Here is a 23029-nt window from a genome sequence, read left to right as displayed (position 1 = left end):
CTCACTTTGTTGGAGTTTTTCGCATGCTGACCTTGGGAAACATCTTCGTGTTGATGCTGCTGGCGACCGGTGCCGCCTGGGTCTGGCACAACCACGGCCTGCGCGAGCTGGCGTTGGAGCGGGTCAAGCAGCATTGCGCCAAACTCGACATCGAGCTGTTGGATGGCGCCGTGGCACTCAAGCGCATCGGCTTTGTGAAAGATGCCAACGGCCGCCGGCGCCTGGCGCGGGTCTACAACTTTGAATTCACGGTGACCGGGGAAACCCGCCATCCGGGAACCATCACCCAGTTCGGCGCCCACAGCGCACAAATCGAACTGGCGCCCTACCCCTTCGAGATCAAGACACCACTGCCCAGCGCCGAGGTCATCGAGCTGAGCCAATGGCGCCAGGACCACGCCACCAAGCATCGTCACTGACGGCAGGCGGCCAGCGAACGCTGTAGCAGGGCCACGTCCTGGGGTTCGCTGAAGATCAATTCGATGCGTGAGTCGCGCCGCCATTCGCTGGGTTGCCAGGCAATCGGGCTGTTATCCACAGCGTTGGCGGATAGCCAGCCCTCGCCACTGTGGATAACCAGTTTGGCGCGGCGCCAGCCGAGACCGGTCAGCCACTGATGCAGGCGCTGCGGGTCGAATTGCTGGCTCGGGTGCCAGCGCCAGCCGATGCTCCAGCCACCGTCCTGAGCCTGGCTCAGGCAGATCGGCAGCAGGGGATCGCTCCAGATGGCCGGTATTTGTGCGAGGCCTTTGGGCACCGTGAAGTTATCCACAGTGGCGCCGGCCCGTGCGCTTGAGCCTGGTAAGCGGTTCAGCGGCAATTGCGCCTGGCGGGTCCAATACACCGGGCAATCGGGTAACTGCCGTTCGATGGCCTGACGCTGTGCGGTGTCCAGCGCCTCATCTTTGTTCAAGACCAACAGCCCGGCACTGGCCAGCGCTTCCAGCTGCGCAGGTGGCAAGGGCTTGCCCGCCGCCAGGGCTTGGGCATCCAGTACCAGGACGCAGGGTTGAACCGTCAGCACGTCCTGCCACGGCGGGTCCCGCAGTTGCTTGAGCAATTGCGCCGGGTGGCCCAGGCCCGAAGGCTCGATAAAGACACGGTCAGGCTTGGCCTTACGCAGCAGACGGCCAAGGCCCACCTGGAACGGGGCGCCATTCACACAGCACAGGCAGCCACCGGCAACTTCGCCCAAGGCAATGCCATCGTCATCCTGAGTCAGCAGCGCGGCGTCCAGGCCAATCTGCCCGAACTCGTTGATCAACACCGCCCAGCGCTCGTTGGCCGGACGTTGAGCGAGCAGGTGCTGGATCAGGCTGGTCTTGCCGGCACCCAGGGGCCCGGCAATCACGTGGGTGGGAATGTTCTGCAGCATAAGAGGCATCATTTTGACCGTGTAGAGCGCTTGATCCTACGCGGTTATGCCAGCCAATCCAGCGTCAGGATCAAGCGTCGCTCATCCGCCTTCAAGGCCGGCGAGCGGTGAATCAGGCCATGACCCTCGTTGCCATGCCATTTCGTACCCTTGAGTAGAGCCACCTCACCGCAGAGGATTTGCTCGATGCGGTCAGTGGGTTCAGCATCCGACTGGCCCAACGTGCGACGGTCCATCACCCCCTCGCGCAACCACTGGCTGCCGATGCCGGCATAGGTGGTGATCAGCCGCACAGGCACATGATCAACATGAAAACGCGGGCACATGGCCTTGTCCAACAACCGCAGGCGCACGCCGATGCGCCTGGCGCCCAGCAGGCAGGCAAAGGCGCTGATCAGCCACGACACATCGGCGATAAAGCCCTCATAACCCTCAAGATCGCGGCAACTGGACGCCAGGCCGTGCAGATTGGGCTCGGCGCCTTCGCTGTCCAGCTCGATCACCAGCGATTCAGCCAACGGCTCATTGAGCGCCACCAGCAAGGCGCCGAACTCGGCGATATGCAGGGGTAATTGGCGCTGCCACAGCGCCAGGTTCACACCATCCTCAAGGATATCGGACAGCGCCAGCGGGGTTTCACCGCGGGTCTGGCGAATCACGGGACGCAGGGACATGACCGGCGCCAGCATCAGGCGGCCACCTCTTCATACCAAGGGCCGAAAGGATCGGCCAGTAAGCGCCAGGCGTCGACGCCCAGGGCCATTTCTTCGTCGGTGAGCAAACAAGCGTCCAACTCGGCACGCATCTGTGCGAAGTCGATGTTCTGCCCGATAAACACCAGTTCCTGGCGGCAGTCGCCCGTGCTCAGTTGCCAGTTGCCCATGATCGCGGCGACGCTTTCTTCATCCTGCGGCCACTGGCTTTTCGGTACAAAGCGCCACCAGCGTCCAGCAAAGCCATGGCGCATCAGGCCACCCGCCTGTGACCAACTGCCAGCGTCCTGGTGCTTGCTGGCCAGCCAGAAAAACCCCTTGGAGCGTAGCAACTTGCCGTTCACCCACGGGCGATCGATAAAGTCGAAGAAGCGTTGCGGATGAAAAGGTCGGCGGGCGCGATAGACAGTGGATGCGATGCCATATTCTTCGGTTTCCGGTACGTGTTCGCCGCGCAATTCCTGCAACCAGCCGGGGGCCTGGGCGGCGCGTTCAAAGTCAAAGCGGCCGGTGTTGAGGATCTTGTTCAGCGGCACTTCGCCCATGACCATCGGGATGATTTCCGCCTGAGCATTCAGGCGTTCGAGGATGGCCATCAGCTCCTCACGTTCGTGGCTGCTGATCAGGTCGATCTTGCTGATCAAAATGACGTCGGCGAACTCGATCTGCTCGATCAGCAAGTCGGTGATGGAGCGTTCGTCTTCTTCTCCCAGGGTTTCGCCACGAGAAGCGAGGCTTTCGGCGGTCTGGTAGTCGAGCAGGAAGTTCATGCCGTCAACCACGGTGACCATCGTGTCCAGGCGCGCGATATCGGCCAGGCTTTGTTCGTTTTCATCACGGAAGGTAAACGTTTCGGCCACGGGCAAGGGTTCGGAGATGCCGGTGGACTCGATCAACAGGTAATCAAACCGCCCTTCTTTGGCGAGTTTTCCGACTTCTTCCAGCAAGTCTTCGCGCAAGGTGCAGCAGATGCAGCCGTTGCTCATTTCCACCAGTTTTTCTTCGGAACGATTAAGGGTGACGTCGCGCTGAACCTCGCTGCCATCAATGTTGATTTCGCTCATGTCGTTGACGATCACCGCAACCCGCAGGTTGTCGCGGTTGCGCAGGACATAGTTGAGCAGCGTACTTTTACCGGCGCCGAGAAAGCCGGACAACACGGTAACGGGGAGACGATTGGGCATCAGGTAGTCCTCATCAGGGTTGGCCGGTCAAATCGCCCGTTTATGGCGTTCGCGCAGCTCTTCGCGTTCTTTGGCTTCGATACACAGGGTGGCGGTGGGGCGTAGCAACAGGCGTTGCAGGCCAATGGGTTCGCCCGTTTCGCGGCACCAGCCGTATTCGCCGCGGGCCAGCCGTTCCAGGGCGTCATCGATCTTGTCCAACAGCTTCTTTTCCCGCTCCAGCAGGCGCAGTTGCCATTGGCGCTGTTCTTCGGCGCTGCCCACATCGGCAGGGTCGCTGTTGGGTTCCTGTTCGCGCAGCACCAGGAACTCAGCGTCGATTCGCGCTTGCAGCTCGTTGCGCTGGGCCAGGAGCAGCGTGCGGAAGAAGCCTTGCTGGGCTTCGTTCATGTAGTCGGCGGGCGGTTGGGCCAGGAGGTCTTGTTCGGTCATGGGAACGGTTCACGGGTCAGGCTGTGCTTTTATGTTATATTATAACAACACAAATAAGCCAATCCCCCTTGCTCGTCACGACGAAGGGCGCAATGCTTGATCATCTTCCTGCCCCGAGAACCCCTATGAAATACCTGGTGTGCGGCCTGTTATTGGCAGCAGCAGGATCTGCCTGCGCCCAAGTACCGAGCCTGTTGGCCAACTGCACGCGCAGCGCCAACCTGCTGGCGTGTGTGGACCCGCAAGGCAATGCCTACAGCGTGGCGACGGCCGGCAGTACCACGTATTTGCGCGGTTTCGAAGTCATCGGCAAACGCTATTGGGCCCAGACCAATAGCCGCTATGGGCAACTGACGTTCTTTACCGGGTTGGCGTCGGACGGTGAAGCGTGGGTCGGCTACACACGGCGCGTGGGCTGGACCACCCTCAACCGGTTTTCCAGTTCCGGTGGCGCCAGCGCCAAGTTCACCTGCAGCCGGATAACCGGCTGTTAGACCTGGCCGTTTTTCTGCTCCTGCAGCCAGGCCACGTAGCTGTTCATCGGCGGGTTCTTCTGGAAGTATTTTTTCAACCCTTCGAACAAGCCATCGGCTACCGCCTGTTGATGACGCGCGGTGACCAGGCGCGCACTGTCCCGCGCATTGGAGATAAACCCGGTTTCCACCAGGATCGACGGCACATCCGGTGACTTGAGCACCGCAAACCCGGCCTGTTCCACGCGCTTCTGATGCAACGAGGTGATGCCCTCCAGGCTGCCGAGGATGGAGCTGCCCAATTGCAGGCTGGAGGCGATGGTGGCGTTCATCGACATATCGAGAATCACCCCGGCCAGCATCGGGTCCTTGTCCTTGAGGTTCAGCAGACTGGTGGCGCCCAGCAGATCGGCGCCGTTTTCCCGTTGTGCCATGAACCGCGCAGTGGCCGAGGTAGCCCCCCCTTCGGACAAGGCATACACCGACGCCCCCGAGGCGGTGATCCGCGGTGCCGCATCTGCGTGTACCGAGATAAACATGTCGGCGTTGTACTTGTGGGCAATCTCCACGCGCTTGCGCAGCGGCACGAAGAAGTCGTCGTTGCGCACCAGTTTCACGTCAAAGCCCCTCTCGCGTTTCAAGCGCTTGGCCAGCAATTGCGCGATCGACAACACCACGTCTTTTTCGCGCTGGCCCTTGGAGCCGACCGCGCCGGGGTCCTTGCCGCCGTGGCCCGGGTCGACTACCACAATGATGTCGCGCTTGGGATGCGCCTTGTCGATCGGAGCGACCAAGGGCGCCGGTTCAACTGCGATCTGGCGTGGCGCGTGGGTGGCGCTGGTCAGGTCCAGTACCAGGCGATGACCTTGGCCATCCTGAGGCGGTAGTAGAAAACTGTTGAGCTGCATCGGCGCAGCCAGGTCGAGCACGATCCGCGTATCGCCTTTGCCGAAATGCCCCGAGCGAATCGAGGTGATCCCGCTGTTCTTCAAGGCCAGTTGAGAAAAGTCACCACTGAGGCCGGCACCGCTCAGGTCGATGATCACCCGTTCGGGTGCAGCCAGGGAGAAAGTCTTGTACTGCACCGGGCCGCTCAGGTCGAACACCAGCCGCAGTTTGTCGTCCGAGCGCCACAGGCGGGCATTGCGAATCTGCGTGGCCGATGCGGCGAACGGCAAGGTGAACAGCGGGCTGACCAGGAGCAGGTTGAGGAGCTGACGTCTGTGCATGACATATACCGCAAATAAAGGAGCGTCCCTGCTCGACATGACTGAACAAAGGCTGGAGCAGAAAATTCATCGTCGACTCAATGGTTATAATATAACATGTCTTTTTATTTCCAACGATGGACCTGCTTATGAATGCGCTGACTCTGCCGGATATCGCCGCGCAAGCATCACGCCAAGCCTTGCCCCTCGACTGGGTCGGCATGTGCGGCATCGCCCTGCCCATCTTGATCGATGGCCAGCGTCTGACGGCCAAAGCCGATGCCGGCGTCAGCCTCGACGACGGCACCGCCCGTGGCATTCATATGTCACGCCTGTACCTGGCGCTGGAAATGCTCGGCCAACAGCCCCTGACGCCGACACTTCTGCGTAATGTACTGCAGCATTTTCTTGCCAGTCATGAAGGTTTATCTAAGAATGCCTACCTGCGTATCCATACCGATTTGCTCCTGAATCGTCCGGCCCTGGTCAGCCCACTGGCCGGCTGGAAGGCCTACCCGGTGAGCATCGAGGCACACCTGGAAAACCAGATGTTCCACGTGGAACTAAAAATTGACGTTACTTATTCCTCAACCTGCCCCTGCTCTGCTGCCCTCGCCAGGCAGTTGATTCAGCAGCAATTTGTCGATGACTTCGCCAACACACCGTTGCGACATGAAGACGTGCTGACCTGGCTCGGCAGCGCCAATGGCATTGTGGCCACGCCCCACAGCCAGCGCAGCAGCGCACAGCTGCGCGTCCACCTGCAAGGCGAGCATCTGGCGCTGACCGAGTTGATCAACGACGCAGAAGCCGCCCTTGGCACTGCCGTGCAAACCGCCGTAAAGCGTGCAGACGAACAAGCCTTCGCCCTGGCCAATGGGCAGAACCTGATGTTCTGCGAAGACGCCGCCCGCCGCCTGAACCTCGCCTTGAAACGCTCGGATGCCGTCAAAGCCTTCCACCTCAAAGTGATCCACGCCGAAAGCCTGCATGCGCACGATGCCGTGGCTGAAAGCCGCTGGACGAGACCCTCTGCATGATCACCTGTACCGCTTTACGCTGGGGTGCCCCTGGGCAACCGCTGACCCCCGCCGTGGATTTCACCCTGGAAAAAGGCAGCCTCACCGGTGTGATCGGCGCCAACGGCACCGGCAAAAGCAGCCTGCTGAAGGTTATCGCCGGGCTGCAAAAGCCATTGGCGGGCAAAGTCACCGTGAATGTGCCACGGCGCGGCGGCCTGTCGTTCCTGCCCCAGCAGCAGCACCTCGACCGCCAGTTCCCCATCAGCCTGCAAGAGTTGGTGGCCGCCGGCTTTTGGGGCACCCAACTCACCCCGCAACAACGCAGCCAACGCCTGCAAGCGGTGCTGGAGGACTGGTGCCTCAGTGGCCTGGAACATCGCCCGTTGATGGCCTTGTCTGGCGGCGAACTGCAACGTGCCCTGCTCGCCCGCATGAGCCTGGCCGAGGCGTCGGTGCTGTTGCTCGACGAACCCCACGCCGCCCTCGATGAAGATGGCCAGGCCTTGTGCTGGAAACATATCCACGCCTGGCATGCCCAAGGTCGCACGCTGGTAGTGGTGTGCCATGACCTGGCCGCCGTGCGTGAGCACACCCAGCAAGTGGTGCAGATCAAAAGCACCGGCTGCGTCGTCGGCCCCAGTCAAGAACTGATCCGTCCACACCCTCGCATGCAGGTGGCCTGATGCACTTCGCCTCCCATCTGTGGATGCCCTTTGCTGACTTCGTCTTCATGCGTCGCGCCCTGATCGGAGGCCTGGTACTCGCCTGCAGCACCGCGCCGCTGGGCGTGTTCCTGATCCTGCGGCGCATGAGCCTGATTGGTGACGCCGTCGCCCACGGCATCCTGCCCGGTGCGGCCCTGGGCTTCTGGTTCGCCGGGCTCAGCCTGCCCGCGCTGACCGTCGGTGGCCTGGGTGCCGGCCTGGGCATGGCCGGGCTGGCGGCCTGGATCACTCGCCGCACCGGCCTGCGTGAAGACGCCAGCCTCGCGGCTATCTACCCCATTTCACTGGCCGCCGGCGTGCTGATCCTGGGCATTGCCGGCAAACGCCTGGACCTGCTGCATCTGCTGTTCGGCTCAGCGCTGGCCGTCGACGAGGCCACCCTGACCGGCATGCTCTGGGTCTCCGGGTTCAGCCTGGTGGCCATGGTGCTGATCTACAAGCCGCTGCTGCTGGATACCCTCGACCCGCTGTTCCTGCAAACCGTCAGCCGCCTGGGCCCGCTGGCCCATGGTTTGTTCCTGACCCTGGTGGTGTTGAACCTGGTCATCGGTTTCCAGGCCATCGGCGCGTTGATGGTGGTGGGCTTGATGATGTTACCGGCCATCGCGTCACGGTTCTGGAGCCGGCGCCTGCCGGTGTTGATCGCGATATCGGCGGTGCTGGGATGCCTGTCGGTATGGCTGGGTTTGTTGCTGTCGTTCTACTACTCACTGCCCAGCGGCCCGGCGATTGTGCTGGTGGCTGGCGGCGGGTACCTGCTGTCCGTGGTCTTCGGTCCGGTGCACGGCTTGCTGCGCCGCCCCCCCTTGCTGTCATCCCAATGAGGTGTCTCCCGATGCGCGCTTTACTCGTGCTGTTCAGTCTCGTCCTGTCGTTATCGACGGCCCAGGCCGCCGACAAACTCCAAGTGGTTACCAGCTTCAGTATCCTCGATGACATCACCCACCAGATTGGTGGTGATCACATCCAGATCAGCAATATGGTCGGCCCCGACGCGGACGCCCATACCTACGAGCCCACCCCGGACGACGCCAAGGCGTTGCTCAAGGCCAAGCTGATCATCAAGAACGGCCTCGGTTTTGAACCCTGGCTGGACCGCCTGGTCACCAGCACCGAAACCAAGGCCACGGTGGTCACCGCCAGCAAAGGTGTGATCTCCCACACCATGGAGGAGGACGGCGAAACCATCCCCGATCCGCACGCCTGGCACAACCTGGCCAACGCCGAAATCTACGTGAACAACATCACCAAGGCGCTGGTGGCCGCTGACCCGGCCAACAAGGCTGACTACCTGCACAACAGCCAAGCCTACCTGAAAGAAATCTACCGCCTGCTCGCCGAAGCCAAGACCAAATTCGGCGCGCTGCCACCGGGCAACCGTCGCATCGTGACCTCTCATGACGCCTTCGGCTACCTGGGCCAGGCCTATGGCATCCAGTTCCTGGCGCCTCAGGGCCTGTCCACCGAACGTGAGCCTTCGGCCGCCGAAGTCGCCGCGCTGATCACCCAGATCCGTAAAGACAAGGTCAAAGCCGTGTTTATGGAAAACATCAAGGACTCACGCCTGCTCAAGCAGATCGCCGACGAAAGCGGCGCGCAGATCGGCGGCACGCTTTACTCCGACGCTCTTGCAGCAGAAGGCCCGGCCAGCACCTTTACCGGGCTGTTCGAATACAACCTCAATACCTTATGCGCCGCGTTGGGTAAGCCATGATTCGCAAGAACCCTTCCGGCGATCTGCCGGTGATCGCCGAATCGGCCTACGTCGACAAGACGGCGATCATCTGCGGCAAGGTCATCATTGGCGAGAACGTCTTCGTCGGCCCCTACGCCGTAATCCGCGCCGATGAAGTCAACGCCAGCGGCGCCATGGACCCTATCACCATCGGCGCCAACTCCAATATCCAGGACGGCGTGGTGATCCACTCCAAATCGGGCGCGGCGGTGACCATCGGCGAGCTCACCTCCATCGCCCACCGCTCCATCGTCCATGGCCCCTGCAGCGTCGGCGACCGTGTCTTCATCGGCTTCAACAGCGTGCTGTTCAACTGCACCATCGGCGACGGCTGCGTGGTGCGTCATAACTCGGTGGTCGACGGCCGCGACTTGCCCACCGCGTTCTACGTGCCCTCCACTACCCGCATCGGGCCGAACACTGACCTTTCGCAGTTCCCGCCGGTCAGTGTCAGCGCCTCGGAGTTTTCCGAAGACGTGGCACGCACCAACGTCGACTTGGTCCGCGGTTACAAAGCCCTGCAAAACGAGTTCTGAACCATGAGCCGCCTGCTGATCCGTAACGCCCGCCTGGTCAACGAAGGCCAGGTATTTGACGCTGATGTACTGGTCGCCAACGGCCGCATCGAGAAAATCGCCAGCAGTATCGAGCACTGTAATGCGCCCCTGGCGATCGACGCAGAGGGCCAACGGCTGCTCCCAGGCATGATCGATGACCAGGTGCACTTTCGCGACCCTGGCGCACCCGACAAAGGCAGTCTCTACAGCGAATCCCGGGCGGCCGTAGCCGGTGGCATCACCAGTTTCATGGACATGCCCAACACCCAGCCGGCCACGCTGACCCTGCAAGCCCTGGCCGAAAAAAAGCGCCGCGCCGGCCTGCATTCAGTCGCCAACTACGGTTTTCACTTTGGCGTCAGCAACGACAATCTCGACATCGTCGCCGCGCTCGATCCCCGCGAAGTGGCTGGGGTCAAAGTGTTCATGGGGGCCTCCACCGGCAATATGTTGGTAGACGACCCTCGGATTCTGGAGCGGCTGTTTGCAGAAGTGCCGACCATCCTGCTGGCCCACTGCGAACACACGCCGAGCATCCTGGCCAACGAGCGGCGCCTGCGCGAGCGTTTCGGGGACAAGATCCCCGCCGTCGCCCACTCGCTGATCCGGGACGCCGAGGCCTGTTATCGCTCCTCCTCTTTGGCCGTGGAGTTGGCCAGGCACCACGGCACACGCCTGCATGTGCTGCACCTGACCAGCGCACGCGAATTGGCCTTGTTCGAGGACAAACCCCTGGCGCAAAAACGTATTACCGCTGAAGTCTGCGTGCACCACCTGCTGTTCGACGACCGCGACTATCACCGCCTGGGCCATCAGATCAAATGCAACCCGGCGATCAAGACCCACGCCGACCGCGACGCCCTGCGCCAAGCCTTGCTCAGTCATCGTCTGGATGTGATTGGCACTGACCATGCGCCGCATACCTGGGCGCAAAAACAGCTGGGGTATTGTGAAGCGCCATCGGGCTTGCCGCTGGTGCAACATGCGTTGCCGGCGCTGCTGGAGTTGGTGGCCGACGGGCTGCTGCCCTTGACCACCCTGGTGGCGAAGACCAGCCATCGGGTCGCCGACCTGTTCGCCATCCCGGATCGGGGTTATCTACGCGAAGGCTATTGGGCCGACCTGGTGCTGATCAAACCAGAGCCGGCGGGCAAGCCCGTCAGCAGCCAGCCGATCCTGGCTCGCTGCGGCTGGACACCCTTCGCCGAGCGCAGCTTCCGCCACAGCGTCAGCACCACGCTGGTCTCCGGCCACCTGGCCTGGCACAACGGCAAGGTGGTCGACAGTTGCCAGGGTTTACCGTTGCAGTTCCTGCGTTAAGCGCGAGGCTTGACCGTACCGCAATTGCTGCCCAGCCACTGGGCATGGCTGTCCAGGCTACCCTTCTGTTGAATGCCAGTGGCATTGAAGGTGCCGTTGACGGTGGTGGTGAATTCCTTCTGGCTCTGGAAGGTGGCAACCCCCGTGCCCTGGGCTTTGGGGCAACTGAAACGGAATTTCCACTGGTTACCGGTCTTATCGGTGACTTCCTGTTTGCAGCCCGATTGCGGGTCGGTCAGGGGGATCGTGTCAGAGGCAACCTGGGCGGGCGTGAGGCACACCTGCACGCCTTTGCCGGCCATGGTGACGCCCTGCTTTTCCAACATGGCGCGCTGTTCGGGGGTCATCTGTTGCTTGAGCTGACCCAGTATCAGCGACAGGTCCGGCAGGTCCTGATTATCGACTTTCATATTGCTGGTGGTCAATTCCCACAAGCCCGGCGCCAGCATCTGCGCCTGCGCTGCCACGGGCAACGACAAACCAACAACCATGGCCAAACCAAGCAGACGAGCATTCATCGGGTAACTCCTGGGCAATTGTTGGCGTTAGACGCCGTAAACGTGCCAGTGTTGCACGACAAATAAAATAGCGACATTCGTGGCCGAACATGGTCTGTTACGCATTGGATTGTCTGGAGTCATGTCGTCCATGGATTTTTTTGGCCCGCACCTGCTCGCCTACTTCATCGCCACGCTGCACTTTCTCGGGACCCTCGCCGCGATCCATGCGGTGCTGACCGTCAGGACCGCCCAAGGCTCGATCGCCTGGGCCTTGTCGCTGATGTTCATGCCCTACCTGACCCTGATCCCCTACCTGATTTTCGGCCGCAGCACCTTCGATGCCTACATCCAGGCGCGGCGCCAGGCCAACCAGGAAATGCACACTGCTATCACCGAGCTGAACTGGCGCCCGTGGGTCGAGGAAGCCTTGGCCGCGCGCAACTCCAGCGCCTACGCCTCCCTGCGTGCCATGCCCAAGCTGGGGCGCATGCCATGCCTGGCAAACAATGAAGTGCGTTTGCTGATTAATGGCGACGCCACCTTCAGTGCGATCTTCGACGCCATTCGCAACGCCAATACTGCCGTGCTGTTTCAGTTCTTCATCATTCATGACGATGAACTCGGCCGCCAACTGCACGCCTTATTGAAGGAAAAGGTCGCGCAAGGCGTAGGCATCTACGTGCTCTATGACCGAATCGGCAGCCATGCCCTGCCCCATCGCTACGTGCAATCGCTACGCGACGCCGGGGTGCAGGTCAAGGCGTTCGCCACCCGTAGCGGCTGGCTCAATCGCTTCCAGGTCAACTTCCGCAACCACCGCAAGATCGTAGTGGTGGACGGCATCACCGGCTTTGTTGGTGGGCACAACGTCGGTGACGAATACCTGGGCAAAAAACCGCCGCTGGCTCCGTGGCGCGATACCCATGTGCAAGTCACCGGCCCGGTGGTGGCCTGCCTGCAGGAGTCGTTCGCTGAAGACTGGTTCTGGGCCGCACGGGAACTGCCGCCCTTGATCCTGCCGGACACCTACCCCGACGACGGTGTGCTCTGCCAATTGCTCGCCAGCGGCCCGGCAGACCCGTATGAAACCTGCTCGCTGTTTTTTGTCGAGGCCATCCACGCGGCGACCGAGCGTGTGTGGATCACCAGCCCGTATTTCATTCCCGACGAAGCGGTGTTTGCCGCCCTGCGCCTGGCGGTCCTGCGCGGGGTGGACGTACGCCTGCTGCTGCCATCCAGGCCCGACCACCGAATCGTGTATGCCGCGTCCAGCCTCTACGCCATCGAAGCCGTACGCGCCGGGGTGCGGGTATTCCGCTATACGCCAGGTTTTCTGCATCAGAAGGTGGTGTTGGTGGACAGCGAAATCAGCGCCATCGGCAGTGCGAATATGGACAACCGTTCCTTCCGGCTGAATTTCGAAGTGATGTTACTGACCGTCGACGAAGCCTTCGCCAAGGAAGTGGAGCACATGTTGCTGGACGACTTTGCCCTGGCGCATGAAGTCAGCCAAGAGGAAAGCCGCGAAACCCGCCGCCTGCAACACCTGGGCATGCGGATCGCGCGCTTGATCTCACCGATTCTCTAACCGCCAACGCAGTAGAAAAAAGGTGGGAGGGGCACCGCCCCTCCCACCTTTAGTTCTTTAGTGCTTTCGTCATCGTGATCAGCGGTAGATATCTTCCCGCGTCCACGGCAGTTCATGGCTGCCATCCGCGTGAGGTTTCACCGCCAGGATCTGGTGCAAGTTGATCCAGCCCCGTGCAAACGCATACGCGCACCCCGCCAGGTACAACCGCCAAATACGCAACGCTTGCTCCGGCACCATCTTCGCCGCCGCTTCCAGGTTATCCTCCAGGCGTTCGCTCCAATGGTCCAGGGTGCGGGCGTAGTGCAGGCGCAGGCTTTCCACATCGACCACTTCCAGCCCGGCTTCGCTGATCTCTGCGGTCATCATCGCCAGGTGCGGCAGTTCGCCGTTGGGAAATACGTAGCGCTCGATAAAATCCCCGGCGCCACGACCTACGGGACGACCATCGGTATGTTTGGCGGTAATACCGTGGTTCATCACCAGGCCGCCTTCACGCACCGCGCCAAACAGGGTCTTGCAGTATTGCGCCAGGTTGGCGTGGCCGACGTGCTCGAACATGCCCACGCTCACCACTTTGTCGAAACGGCCGTCCTGGGGCAGGTCACGGTAGTCGAGCAACTGCAGGTCGACCTGACCTTCCAGGCCCTCGGCTTTTACCCGCTCTTTAGCCAAGGCCAGTTGGGCCTTGCTCAGGGTGATACCAAACACCTTGGCCCCGAACTCCCGCGCCGCATAACGCGCCAGCCCGCCCCAACCACAGCCGACGTCGAGCAGATAGTCCCCCGGCTGCAACCGCAGCTTGCGGCACAGATGGCGAAATTTGTCTTGTTGGGCCTGGTCGATGGATTCGCTGCCGGTTTCGAAATATCCGCAGGAATAGGCCATGTCCTGGTCCAACCAAAGCTGGTAGAACTCGTTGGACAGGTCGTAATGGTAGGAAATCGCCGCTGCGTCAGTGGCCTTGTCGTGGATCGAGCGCACCGGACGATTCCCTGCGTCGTCATCGACCAGGGCGTGACTCAATTCGTCACAAACCCGGATCACTTCGGTGATGGAGCCTTCCAGCTCCAATTTGCCCTCGACGAAGGCCTCGCCCAGTGAGTCGAGCGTTGGATGGCTAAGCTTGGACACAACCGTGGGGTCCTTCACCACGATGGTCACACTGGGCTCAGGGCCCAAGTTGAATTCATGGCCATCCCAGAGTCGAAGACGCAGCGGTAGCTGAAGATTCTGTAAGGCCGGTGGAAGTTGCGCGAGCATGAGTAGTCCCCCCTTGTTTCAGACGTCTGGAATGAGGGTAGACCATCCGAAGACAAAGTAGGAGGCTATCGATTTAATAGCAGCCTTCTATGGGGCTCGGCGTTCGAGCAAACCGTCCTGGACCCACTGTTTCAGCCACGTGACCGCTTGCAGTGGTGCGCCCTCTCCATAAGTGACTAGCAACTGCGCACACAGTTCTGAAAAACTCCAACCGGTGGTCACCATTCCGGCCAACGCACAGATTTGCGCCGAGTCCATGCTGCGGTAATGGCAGATTTGCCGATGACGCCATACCAGGCAGATTTGCGCCGGCTCCAGCGCCTGGCTGCCGGGGAATTCCGATTGATCCTTGCTCGCACGCCAGATCGCCACCGTGTTGAAGCGACAGAGCAGTTGTTGCACGGTCGGCGCCAACTGAACCTTAAGCCCAGGCCACTCGTCAGGCGGCAACGACGCCATGGCGTCCAGGGTCAACGGCTGCCCCAGCGGCGCATCGAAGGCCAGGGTAAACGCCCACTCCAGGCGCGCCAGCTCAGCCAGCGGCGCACTTTGTGCAGCCACCAGGTGCTCAAGGATAAACGCGGGAAACCGTTCACCCAGCCAGCGCAGGCTGTAATGAGCCGAGGGATAACGACGTACATAGGCTTCGGCCAGCCGCGCAAACTCATCATCCCCCAACCAATACCAGATGGCGCCGAAGTCATGCCGCAGGACATCCCGCAGCCGTTCCAGATAGGCGTTGTGGTAAATCGCCAGGCCGGTGTCCACATCCAACGTCGGCCCGCCGAGCAAGGTCGCGGCAAAGCCGCTGTCGGCAGTCGAGGTGTCCGATAACAGGTGCTGTTCGAAGGCCATCTGCCAATCGGTCAGGCGCATCGCGACCTCCTGGCCAAGGCGGTGGCGCCCAGTTCGCGGGCCTTGCTCAACTCGGTCAACAGCTCTTCGAAGGGCGGGAAATGATCGTCACGCTCCAACAGTGTCGAGACCGGCCCCAGGTGCTCCAGCGTCCGTTGATACAGCGCCCATACCGGATCGCACACCGGCTGGTCATGGGTATCGACCACATAGTCGCCGTAGTCCCTATGCCCGGCCAGATGCAGCTGCCGAATGCTCTCGGGCGGCAGGTTGAGAATGAAGGTCCAGGCGTCGAAACCGTGGTTACGGGCGCTGACATACACATTGTTGACGTCCAGCAAAAGCTGGCAGCCCGACAGATGGGACAGCGCGTTGAGGAATTCCCACTCGGTGAATTCATCCAGCTTGGAACGCACATAGCTGGAGACATTCTCCAGCACCAGCGGGCGCTGCAACACGTCTTGCACCTGGCGGATACGGTTGGCGACGTAGTAAAGGCTTTCTTCGGTGTAAGGCAGCGGCAGCAGGTCATGCAGCTGATGCGCGTTGCCGCGGCTCCAGCACAGATGGTCGGAAATCCACGCTGGCTGGATACGCTCGGCGAGCTGCTTGATGTGCTGGAGGTAATCGGTATCGAGGGCATGGGGGCCACCGATGGACAGGGACACGCCGTGCATCACCAGGGGGTAGCGCTCGGCGATTGCGTCCAGGTAGTACAAGGCTTTGCCGCCCTGCACCAGATAATTCTCGGAGATCACTTCGAACCAATCCACCGCAGGGGATTGCTCAAGGATCTGTTCATAGTATTCGTTGCGTAAACCCAGGCCGTAACCCAGGGAGGGGAAAGAGCTGGCCATCATGGACTCCTGGAAAGGTGTCCGCAGCGGTCGAAATACCCGCTGCGGGTGCACTCGGCTTGCGCTTACTCGCCGACCTTGCCACCAGCCTTGTCGCACTCAGCCTTGGTCATGGCCTTGAAGCCGTGGCCCTTGCACACCGCCTGGCCTTTGCAGGCGTTTTCAGCGGTCTTGCAGTCGTTCATGCCTTTGCAGGAAGTCACGCCGTAGCAATGAACCGCCGCGTCTGCGGCCTGCGCCTGGGTGGCGACACCGGCAAACATGGAAGCGGCAGCGATCGCCAGGGCAGCACCGGAAACGGCTTGTTTGATGTTCATTGTGTAGTCCTCATCAATCAGTAGTGGAGTCGGTCTGAACGGATTGCTCAGTCTCGACACACCACTAGAGTGAGGCCCCCTATCGGCGTTACAGCCGCTTGCAAAAATTCCTCGGAATTATTCGTCGAGCTTCAACAGCGGCTCCTGGAAACGCAGCAAACGCCCGGCGTTACCCAGCACCAGCAAGGTGCTGAGGTTGTGCAGCACCGCCGCAATCATTGCCCCCGCGGCCCCCAGCCAACCGAATGCGGCAAACACCACGATGGCCAACGTCCAACCCAGCCCGATGATCACATTGACCTGCAATGTCTTGCGGCACTGGCGACTCAAGCGCACACAGGTGCCCAACCGGCGCAGGTCGCTGCCGATCAACACCACATCCGCCGACGCGAGTGCGATATCCGCCCCACCCGCGCCCATGGCGACGCCGACCACGCCGGCCTTGAGTGCCAGGGAGTCGTTGATCCCATCACCCACCACCATCGGCCGGAAGCCGCTGCTGATCTCCCCCAACACGCGATTGAGCTTGTCTTCCGGCAATGCCTGGGCTTCGACATCACTGATGCCGACGTCCAGGGCCAGGCTGTCGGCCACGCTCTGGCGGTCGCCGGTGAGCAGCAATTGCCGGCCCAGGCCCAGCTCCCGCAGCTCTTGCAGGGCCTGGCGGGCTTCCGGCTTGACGCTGTCAGCCAGCAGCAACCAGGCGAGGAATCGCCCGTTCAGCGCCAGCCCGGCAATCGGGCCGTCGTGGTTCGGCACGGTCGTGGTGACAATACCCAATTGTTCGAACAACTCCGGGCGCCCCAACGCGGCTTCACCCTGCTCGGTCTGTGCCACGACGCCCAGGCCCTGGCGTTCGCGGATATCAGTCAGCACCAACAATTGCGCCTGGGTCGCCAACCCCGCCAACGCCCGACTGACCGGGTGACTGCTGGCCGAGCCGAGGCTGGCGGCAAGGTTCAGCAACCCCTGGCGGTCCGGCACGCTGGTTTCGATCGACTGCAAACGCAGGGTGCCAAAGGTCAGGGTGCCGGTCTTGTCGACCACCAACGAAGTCAGGTCCGCCAACTCTTCCAGGAAGGCTGAACTGCGAATCAGAATCCCATGCCGTGCCGCCACGGCAATCCCGGCAATTGCCGTGGCCGGCGCCGACAGCACCAGCGCACACGGGCATGCCGCCACCAGCACCGCGAGCATCGCCTGGGCGTCGTTGGTGACAAACCAGGTGACCGCCGCCAGCAACAGCACCAACACCATATAGCTGCCGGCATAGCGCTCCAGCAGCCGCGTGATCGGTGGCTTGGAACGCTCGGCGTTCTGCATCAGAGCGATGACCTTGCCCAGGGTCGATTCATTACCGGTGCGGGTCACTTGCAGGCGCAGCAAGCCGTCGAGGTTGATCGCCCCACCAAACACCTGCATGCCGACACTGGCCTCCAGCGGCACCGACTCACCGGTGATCGGCGCCGTGTCCAGGCTCGCCTGGCCAGATAACACCACCCCATCCGCCGGCACCCGGTCGCCCGCACGCACTTCGACAATATCGCCGGTGTTCAGCGTGCCGTTGTCCACTTCAATGATGCTCCCGTCAGCCTGCACCCGGCGTGCATGGCTGCGGGTCAGCTTGCCCAAGGCATGGATCGCTTCCTGGGAGCCGATCACGCTGCGCTCTTCCAGCACATGGCCAAAGATCATGATGATCGGCAGCAGCGCGGCGGTCAGCAGATCGCCCGTCGCCCAGGCGCCGAGCATGGCCAGGGCGATCAGTTGGTCGGTGATGCCATGCAGGCTGGGAAACCGCAGGCTGTACCAGACCGAACGCATCACCGGCACGGCCACCAGCAGCGAAGCGACACCCAGCAACAACTGGCTCACCCCCTGCTGGTCCGGCGCCAGCCAGCGCCACACCAGGCCCAGCACCAGCAAACCCAAGGCGAGCATGGCCAGGGTCAATTGCCGGGCGGCGCTGCGCTGCTCGGCGGAAGTCAGCATAGGTGCGCTCATTGGTCGGCTCCCTGGATGATCAAGCGGGAGTCGTCTTTGGGATCGACCGTGGTTACTGAGCCGGCCTGGCCGAGGATCTTCGGCAAGCGCTCGCGGTACAGTCGCAGCAGCAGGCCGGGGTCTTTGACCTGGGCCAGGCTTGCGACAGCGGCGGTTTGCGCCTGGGCATTGGCCAGGCGCTCACTGGCCTGGGCATGGGCGACTTGCACCATGCGGTCGGCTTGCTGGTTGGCGGTTTGGGTGAGCTTTTCCGCGTCGGTACGCGCATTGGCCACCGCTTTGTCAGCCTGCTGGCTGGCAGTGAGTACCGCATTGAACGCATTCACCGCCGGGCTCGGCAGGCTCGATTGCACATCGACACGGGTCACTTCGATACCCAGGCCCAGACCGCTGGCGGCCAACTCGGCCAAGCGTTTATTGATGCCCTGCACCAGGTCCCCGCGCAGCCGTTCACGGCGCTCGGCGGCGCCGTTGTCGGTACCGATCAGTTCGGGGCGCGCCACCAGGATCGTGTCGAGGTCACGGGCGGCGGTCAATGCCACGGCGCTGCGGGTCACCAGGCGATCCAGGGCCGGCAGTACATGCTCGCCCTGCAACACAAACGCGTAGGGTTCGGTGACCTTGTAGAACACCCGCACATCCAGCTGCACCACGCCGGCATCGCCGGTCAGCAGGTAGCCGGAGCCGGCCAGTGCATCGCTCAACGGCGTGGCGAAACTGGCCACGCGGTCGGCCTGTACCGCCGCATCGGAGCGCAGCAGGTTCTCGACGCGGCGTTCGATCACACGGTCTGCCGCCGGCAACAGCACCACTTGCTCGAAGGGTTGCGGCCACGCCAGCAATAGCCCGGCGTTCTGGATTCGATCCAGTGCGCCGAAGTGCAAGACCACGGCGCGGTTCTGGGGGTCGATCTGGCGCACATTGGAAAATGCCCAGGCCAGCGCCGCCAACACAGTCACCGCGTACAGCGCCAGGAACGTCAGGCGGCCGGCCTGGATCCAGGGGCTGTCCGGGCTGTCACGCTCAGTCATGGTTGAACGTCCTTCGGCCCGTCCACCAAGACGCGAAATGGCGCAGCGTCAGTGCGCAGGATGATCTTGGTACCCGGGGTGACCACGGTGCCCAAGGTATCCAGGGAGCGCAGCAAGTTATACAGCTGCGGGTTGCCGGCGTAGGCACGACCATAAATCTGCGCGGCTTCGACCCGCGATTGGGCTTCGATATCGGCGGCTTTTACCGTGGCGTCAGCCTGCACGATCCGCGCATCGCGCTCGGCAGCGGAGCGAATCTGCGCCGCTTCACGCTTGCCCACGGCGGTGCGTTCAGTGGCGATGGTTTCACGCTCGGCGCGCATGCGGTCGACGGTGGCAGTGAGGGTCACCGACGGCAAGGTCAGCCGCTCAATACCCACCTGTGCCACGCGTACGCCATAGGTGGTCAGCAATTGTTGATCGATCTGCTGGCGCAACTGCGCCTCGAATTCGGCGATGCGCACCTGGCTGGCATCCGTATTGATCAGGCTGGACAGGTCGAAGCTGGCCGCCGTGGTTTCCAGTGCCGAACCGACAAAGGTGCGAATCTGCCGCGCCGCTTCATCCGGTTGGTTCTGCACTGCACGCATAAAGCGCTGCACATTGTCGGCATCGCCTTGTACCTGCCATGCCACATAGGCCTGCACGATAATGCGCAGGCCGTCGCGGGTGCCCACGTCCTGCAAACCGCTGGAAGTGGTGCGCAAGCGCAGGTCAACCGGGATCGCCGCTTCGAACGGTGCCGGCCAGCGCCAGCCCAGGCCCGGCTCCAGCAGCACTCTCGATGGGTTGCCGAAACGGGTAATCACCGTGGCCTCGCCCGACCGCACCTGCACCAGGCTGGCGGCAGCGACCGCAAACAGCACCAGCAATACGGCCCAGGCCATGCGGCGCCAAGGGAATGGGCCGGCGGGTTGTTCATCACCATGATGGTGATGATGGTGGCCGTGGTGGTGACCATGATCGTGAGAATGAGCGCTCAACAGACAGACTCCTTATTGAACGGCTTTACGCGGTACCGAGGGATCGGCCGGCAAGGTAAAAGAACGCAGATCGATCGTCGGCGCACTGTTGGCGCCCAGGCGATGATCCAGAATCAACAGTTTGGCGTGGGCCAGGCCCTGGCTGAGTTGGCCGAGGTACTGTTCCAGCACAAAGGCCCGGCCGGCCGTGGCGTAGGCCTTCTGTTCGGCGCTAAAACGCAGGTCTGCCGCCTGGGCGCCGGCACTCACTTCACGGGCGATGGCCAATGCCTGGTCGCGGGCGGTGCTGGCTTGCAACAACGCCTGGTTGGTTTGTTCGCTGGCAGCGCCGCGCTCACGGGAAATCAGGGCCTGGGCGCCGATCTGTGCCGCTTGCACGCCGTGGTAGGCATTGGCGGCACCGGCCGGCGGGTGGATCGCCTCCACCACGGTCGCCAAGATTTCCACCCCGCTGTCGAGCGTTTGCAGGTCGGTTTGTACGGCGTGGCCGATTTCGTCGGCCAAGCGGGTGCGTTGTTCGCCAAGCAATTCATCGAGGGTGCGTGAAGCGAAGTCATGCACGAGGATGCGGCTGGCGGTGCTGCGGATCAGGGTCGGCACATCGGCGCTGTTATAGGTGGCGGCCAGCGCGGCCTGGTCGGTCAGGCCGATACGGTAGACGAAACGCACGTCCATATTGACGATCTGGAAGCTCTGCTTGTCGCCGCTGCTGCTGGCGATCACCTGGGATTTGTCATTGACATGGCTGGCGTCCCACAAGCGGTTGGCAATCAACGGCGCAGGGCCTTCGGCGGCGGCAAGCTCCGGCGTGGCCGCCTCGCTGACGCTGGTCGCCAGCTCATGCACCACGCCGTTCTCCACACTCAACACGCGGCCCAGCGGCCAGGGCAAGCCGGCATGCAGGCCAGGGCCAAAGACCTCCACGGGTTTGCCGAAGCGCTCATAAATCCCACGGCCTTGCAGGGGCACTTCGTGTACGCCGGTCAGTGCCCAGCCTACGGCCAGCACCACCAGCAATACCGGCAGGAACGCCCGGCGCATGTAGGTAAACGCCCAGATCTGGCGCAGGTCGATGCCGAAGCGGTTGTGCAATTCGTGCTGCAGCGCCTGCAAGGGTTGTGGCGGCCAGCGCAGCAACCCGGCGATAAAGCTCTGCGCCATCAGGCGCGGTTCCAGGCGCGGCTGCCGTGGGCTGAACAACGAGAGTAGGCCGCGTAACAGAAACTCCAGCGCCACCAGCGCCGGCAACAGCCCGATCAGCGTGGCCAAGCGCAATGGCCAGACCGCTTCGGCACCCGCGAACAACAGGCAAATCGCACTGACCACCAGGCAGATGATCGCGACTCGACTGAGCTGCACCAACTGCGCGGCTTCCGGCCACTGCGCAGCGGTTTCCTGTGCCAGGCGGCGCTCGAACACCAGCAAGCCGAAGGCCAATGCCAGCGCCAGCGCCGCGCCGATGCTGGCAGACTGACTAACCGCCGCCGCAGGCAAGGCCAGGTTCCAGAACTCGAGGACGCTGACCAGCGCCAGCAGCGACCAACCGACGAGCCACAACACGGGCGCGCCGATCTGGGCAAGCAGCCCGCTGCCGAATCGATTGATCAGGTCGCGGTGCCAGGCGGCAGGCTCAACAGGTGGCTCGATCAGCTCGACGATGGTCCCTTCCAGCGCCTGGGCGCGCCAATCGGCCACCCACCACGCCGACTGCAAGCCGGCCACCAGCACCAGCAGGGCCGACGCGCAGTTGATCAACACCACCGGCCAGATCGACAGCGGCGCAAACAGCGCGACAAACAGCGCCAATACCCAGCCACTGATAGCCAGCAGGGTCAGGCTGATACCGGCTTGTCTCAATCGACGGGCATGGAACAGCCCTTGCTGAAAACGCGGCAGGCCTTCTACCGAGGCGCCTTCAGCTTCTAGATCCAGTTGCATCCACTCAACGCCCGCTCGTACACAATTCGTTACGATATAACACGGATAGTGAAATTTTTGTTCGATAAACACCCCTTTTCAAGCCGCCCACAGATCCCCTGTGGGAGGGGGCTTGCCCCCGATGACAGTGGATCAGCCAACACCGGCATCAACTGACAGACCGCTATCGGGAGCAAGCCCCTCCCACATTTGCTCTTGCGTGCTTTCCAGATCGTGACTAACCCCCCATAAACACAAGCCATCACTGGTACAGGCCACGAATAATCGGCACACTCCAAACCAGTTTTTCGCGGGCTCACGGACAAGGAAGCGTCACCTCCCATGATTTCGATCTATCAGCTCAAACCGCGTTTTCAAAACCTGCTGCGCCCCCTCGTGCAGCGCCTCTACGACAACGGCACCACCGCCAACCAGATCACCGTACTGGCCGGCGTCGTTTCCCTGCTGGTCGGTCTGCTGATCGCTGGCTTCGCCCAGCACCTTTGGCTGTTTGCACTGATCCCGCTGTGGATGATCCTGCGCATGGCCCTCAACGCCATCGACGGCATGCTCGCGCGGGAATTCGGCCAGCAGTCGCGCCTGGGTGCCTACCTCAATGAACTGTGCGACGTGATCGCCGACAGCGCGCTGATCCTGCCCTTTGCGCTGATCCCCGGCGTCAGCCTGGTGCCCGTACTGCTGGTGACCTTGCTTGCGGTGTTCAGCGAATACGCGGGTGTGCTGGGACCGATGATTGGCGCATCACGGCGTTATGACGGGCCAATGGGCAAGAGTGATCGGGCGTTCGTCCTTGGCGTACTGGCCATGGGTGTGGCGCTGGGCTGGCTTGGCGCCGGTTGGGTCGATGTGGTGATGTGGCTGGTCGCCGCCCTGCTCGCCTACACCTTGATCAACCGGGTGCGCCAGGGTCTCAAAGAAGAACACTCCATCTCCCCTTCTGCATAAGGAT

24 protein-coding genes are annotated in these 23029 nt (G+C 62.2%); 10 read left to right on the top strand and 14 right to left on the bottom strand.

The window, feature by feature from the left end; translation table 11 throughout:
• The first annotated feature begins 23 nt into the window (after positions 1-23).
• Positions 24-419, top strand: coding sequence for a DUF3301 domain-containing protein (locus A7317_RS29285; RefSeq protein WP_069077328.1), 396 nt, complete (start codon positions 24-26; stop codon positions 417-419).
• Here the strand turns inward: A7317_RS29285 and A7317_RS29280 are convergent.
• From A7317_RS29280 to dksA, 4 genes are read right to left on the bottom strand one after another with little or no spacing between them, the layout of a single operon-like run.
• Positions 413-1375, bottom strand: coding sequence for a CobW family GTP-binding protein (locus A7317_RS29280; protein WP_069077327.1), 963 nt, complete (start codon positions 1373-1375; stop codon positions 413-415). The two genes, A7317_RS29285 and A7317_RS29280, sit on opposite strands and share 7 nt — an antisense overlap.
• A 44-nt stretch (positions 1376-1419) precedes the next feature.
• On the bottom strand, positions 1420-2064 hold the full coding sequence (locus A7317_RS29275; protein WP_069077326.1) for a DUF1826 domain-containing protein: 645 nt from the start codon (positions 2062-2064) through the stop codon (positions 1420-1422).
• Positions 2064-3272: a zinc metallochaperone GTPase ZigA gene (zigA, locus tag A7317_RS29270; RefSeq protein WP_024078193.1), complete on the bottom strand. Its 1209-nt coding sequence runs from the start codon at positions 3270-3272 to the stop codon at positions 2064-2066. The genes A7317_RS29275 and zigA overlap by 1 nt, the downstream gene beginning before the upstream one ends.
• A gap of 27 nt (positions 3273-3299) precedes the next feature.
• Positions 3300-3704: an RNA polymerase-binding protein DksA gene (dksA, locus tag A7317_RS29265; RefSeq protein ID WP_024078194.1), complete on the bottom strand. Its 405-nt coding sequence runs from the start codon at positions 3702-3704 to the stop codon at positions 3300-3302.
• A gap of 125 nt (positions 3705-3829) precedes the next feature.
• Between dksA and A7317_RS29260 the strand changes: the two genes are divergently transcribed.
• Positions 3830-4198, top strand: a complete 369-nt coding sequence (locus A7317_RS29260; protein WP_069077325.1) for a glutamine synthetase — start codon at positions 3830-3832, stop codon at positions 4196-4198.
• On the opposite strand, the gene A7317_RS29255 is transcribed toward A7317_RS29260, so the two are convergent.
• Complete coding sequence (locus A7317_RS29255; protein ID WP_069077324.1) at positions 4195-5406, bottom strand: N-acetylmuramoyl-L-alanine amidase; 1212 nt, start codon at positions 5404-5406, stop codon at positions 4195-4197. The genes A7317_RS29260 and A7317_RS29255 overlap by 4 nt on opposite strands.
• A gap of 128 nt (positions 5407-5534) precedes the next feature.
• Here A7317_RS29255 and folE2 point away from each other — a divergent pair, with 128 nt between their 5' ends.
• The 6 genes from folE2 to A7317_RS29225 are packed head-to-tail and all read left to right on the top strand — an operon-like array spanning position 5535 to position 10744.
• Positions 5535-6425 (top strand): GTP cyclohydrolase FolE2, encoded by an 891-nt coding sequence (gene folE2 / locus A7317_RS29250; RefSeq protein ID WP_024078197.1) that lies wholly within the window; start codon positions 5535-5537, stop codon positions 6423-6425.
• The gene (locus A7317_RS29245) at positions 6422-7090 is read left to right on the top strand and encodes a metal ABC transporter ATP-binding protein (protein WP_069077323.1); all 669 of its coding nucleotides are present in this window, start codon (positions 6422-6424) and stop codon (positions 7088-7090) included. The genes folE2 and A7317_RS29245 overlap by 4 nt, the downstream gene beginning before the upstream one ends.
• Entirely contained in the window at positions 7090-7956 is an 867-nt protein-coding gene (locus A7317_RS29240) for a metal ABC transporter permease (protein WP_024078199.1), read from the top strand. The genes A7317_RS29245 and A7317_RS29240 overlap by 1 nt, the downstream gene beginning before the upstream one ends.
• 11 nt (positions 7957-7967) lie before the next feature.
• Entirely contained in the window at positions 7968-8846 is an 879-nt protein-coding gene (locus tag A7317_RS29235) for a metal ABC transporter substrate-binding protein (protein WP_024078200.1), read from the top strand.
• Positions 8843-9403 (top strand): DapH/DapD/GlmU-related protein, encoded by a 561-nt coding sequence (locus tag A7317_RS29230; protein WP_069077322.1) that lies wholly within the window; start codon positions 8843-8845, stop codon positions 9401-9403. The genes A7317_RS29235 and A7317_RS29230 overlap by 4 nt, the downstream gene beginning before the upstream one ends.
• 3 nt (positions 9404-9406) lie before the next feature.
• The gene (locus A7317_RS29225) at positions 9407-10744 is read left to right on the top strand and encodes a dihydroorotase (protein WP_069077321.1); all 1338 of its coding nucleotides are present in this window, start codon (positions 9407-9409) and stop codon (positions 10742-10744) included.
• On the opposite strand, the gene A7317_RS29220 is transcribed toward A7317_RS29225, so the two are convergent.
• Positions 10741-11262, bottom strand: coding sequence for a DUF3617 domain-containing protein (locus A7317_RS29220; protein WP_024078203.1), 522 nt, complete (start codon positions 11260-11262; stop codon positions 10741-10743). The genes A7317_RS29225 and A7317_RS29220 overlap by 4 nt on opposite strands.
• Positions 11263-11392: 130 nt before the next feature.
• Here A7317_RS29220 and cls point away from each other — a divergent pair, with 130 nt between their 5' ends.
• On the top strand, positions 11393-12832 hold the full coding sequence (gene cls, locus A7317_RS29215) for a cardiolipin synthase (protein WP_024078204.1): 1440 nt from the start codon (positions 11393-11395) through the stop codon (positions 12830-12832).
• 78 nt (positions 12833-12910) lie between these two features.
• On the opposite strand, the gene cfaB is transcribed toward cls, so the two are convergent.
• The 8 genes from cfaB to hflK (A7317_RS29175) all read right to left on the bottom strand — a co-directional run bounded on the left by cfaB (position 12911) and on the right by hflK (A7317_RS29175) (position 22080).
• Complete coding sequence (gene cfaB / locus A7317_RS29210) at positions 12911-14095, bottom strand: C17 cyclopropane fatty acid synthase CfaB (protein WP_069077320.1); 1185 nt, start codon at positions 14093-14095, stop codon at positions 12911-12913.
• An 87-nt stretch (positions 14096-14182) separates the two neighbouring features.
• The gene (locus tag A7317_RS29205; protein WP_024078206.1) at positions 14183-14971 is read right to left on the bottom strand and encodes a DNA-binding domain-containing protein; all 789 of its coding nucleotides are present in this window, start codon (positions 14969-14971) and stop codon (positions 14183-14185) included.
• A complete protein-coding gene (locus tag A7317_RS29200; protein ID WP_069077319.1) occupies positions 14962-15807 on the bottom strand; it encodes a DUF692 domain-containing protein in 846 nt (281 codons plus the stop codon). Before A7317_RS29200 ends, A7317_RS29205 begins: the two co-directional genes overlap by 10 nt.
• Before the next feature lie 65 nt (positions 15808-15872).
• Positions 15873-16124 carry a membrane protein gene (locus A7317_RS29195; RefSeq protein ID WP_024078208.1) on the bottom strand — a complete coding sequence of 84 codons (252 nt, stop codon included), beginning with the start codon at positions 16122-16124 and terminating at the stop codon, positions 15873-15875.
• Positions 16125-16241: 117 nt separating this feature from the next.
• Entirely contained in the window at positions 16242-18128 is a 1887-nt protein-coding gene (locus A7317_RS29190; protein WP_069077318.1) for a cation-translocating P-type ATPase, read from the bottom strand.
• A complete protein-coding gene (hflK, locus tag A7317_RS29185; RefSeq protein ID WP_069077317.1) occupies positions 18125-19159 on the bottom strand; it encodes a protease modulator HflK in 1035 nt (344 codons plus the stop codon). The genes A7317_RS29190 and hflK (A7317_RS29185) overlap by 4 nt, the downstream gene beginning before the upstream one ends.
• Positions 19156-20145, bottom strand: a complete 990-nt coding sequence (gene hflC / locus A7317_RS29180; RefSeq protein WP_162163627.1) for a protease modulator HflC — start codon at positions 20143-20145, stop codon at positions 19156-19158. The genes hflK (A7317_RS29185) and hflC overlap by 4 nt, the downstream gene beginning before the upstream one ends.
• Before the next feature lie 9 nt (positions 20146-20154).
• Positions 20155-22080, bottom strand: coding sequence for a protease modulator HflK (hflK, locus tag A7317_RS29175; RefSeq protein WP_069077316.1), 1926 nt, complete (start codon positions 22078-22080; stop codon positions 20155-20157).
• A gap of 321 nt (positions 22081-22401) precedes the next feature.
• On the opposite strand from hflK (A7317_RS29175), the gene A7317_RS29170 reads away from it, so the two are divergent.
• Positions 22402-23025 (top strand): CDP-alcohol phosphatidyltransferase family protein, encoded by a 624-nt coding sequence (locus tag A7317_RS29170; RefSeq protein WP_024078213.1) that lies wholly within the window; start codon positions 22402-22404, stop codon positions 23023-23025.
• Positions 23026-23029: the final 4 nt, after the last annotated feature.

Source organism: Pseudomonas fluorescens (assembly GCF_001708445.1).
Classification (GTDB): domain Bacteria; phylum Pseudomonadota; class Gammaproteobacteria; order Pseudomonadales; family Pseudomonadaceae; genus Aquipseudomonas; species Aquipseudomonas gorinensis.
Note: the sequence above shows the minus strand (reverse complement) of the source record. Positions and strands in the feature narration are given on the sequence as shown.